The 562-nt window shown below is 56.6% G+C and carries 1 protein-coding gene and 1 pseudogene; both read right to left on the bottom strand.

All coding sequences use genetic code 11. The annotated features are described in order from the left end of the window. Window positions 1-282, bottom strand: a 282-nt coding sequence (locus tag NA637_RS25310; RefSeq protein WP_256075419.1) for a DUF4411 family protein, incomplete at its 3' end; no start/stop codon positions are given. Beyond that, window positions 269-562 (bottom strand): annotated as a pseudogene (locus NA637_RS25305) (peptidase); the annotation flags it as partial. The pseudogene NA637_RS25305 and the gene NA637_RS25310, both read right to left, overlap by 14 nt.

The following is a 562-nucleotide window of genomic DNA, read 5'->3' as shown; positions in this document are numbered from 1 at the left end:
TACCACCACTTTTTGAGAAGCTACTTCGATCTCAAGCAACCCCTTGATACGAAAGGCTTCCAACAGGATTGCCTCGGTCACAGGCATCTTTTGCAGGGCGGCATCCTTCAGCCAGGCCACACACTCCGGTGCCTTGTGCCCGACTTCCTCGACGGCAACCTCGGACATCCGAATCACCCCTTGCGCCACTCGATCCGTCATCCATGCCCAAAGCCCCGGAAACTGCGCGATAGGGTAGTTATCCCATGCGTAGAGCATGGATGAGGCATCAAACACCTGCATAGAAGCGCTCTAGTTTGTGCAGGTCCGAGATCTTAAGGTTGTCGAGATAGCTGCTGGCCTTGGCGAGAGTGATACGACGAGCGTTCATTGCTTCAAGCACCGTGCGCACGTAACCATCGCCAAAAATATGCCGGGGTTCGCGGTTGCGGTGCTCTCGGCTGCCACCCTCTTTTTCAGGTATCACCCGTTGCTGGCTCCACCGCCGGTATGCGGCATAGGCTTCGCTTGGCAAACGTCCGGCATCCATCAGACGCCGCAGGATCATCTCGCCACTTACACC

The organism is Stutzerimonas stutzeri, from assembly GCF_024448935.1.
Classification (GTDB): domain Bacteria; phylum Pseudomonadota; class Gammaproteobacteria; order Pseudomonadales; family Pseudomonadaceae; genus Stutzerimonas; species Stutzerimonas stutzeri_AO.
The sequence above is the reverse complement of the archived record's forward strand: the minus strand, read 5'-3'. Positions and strand labels throughout refer to the sequence as shown.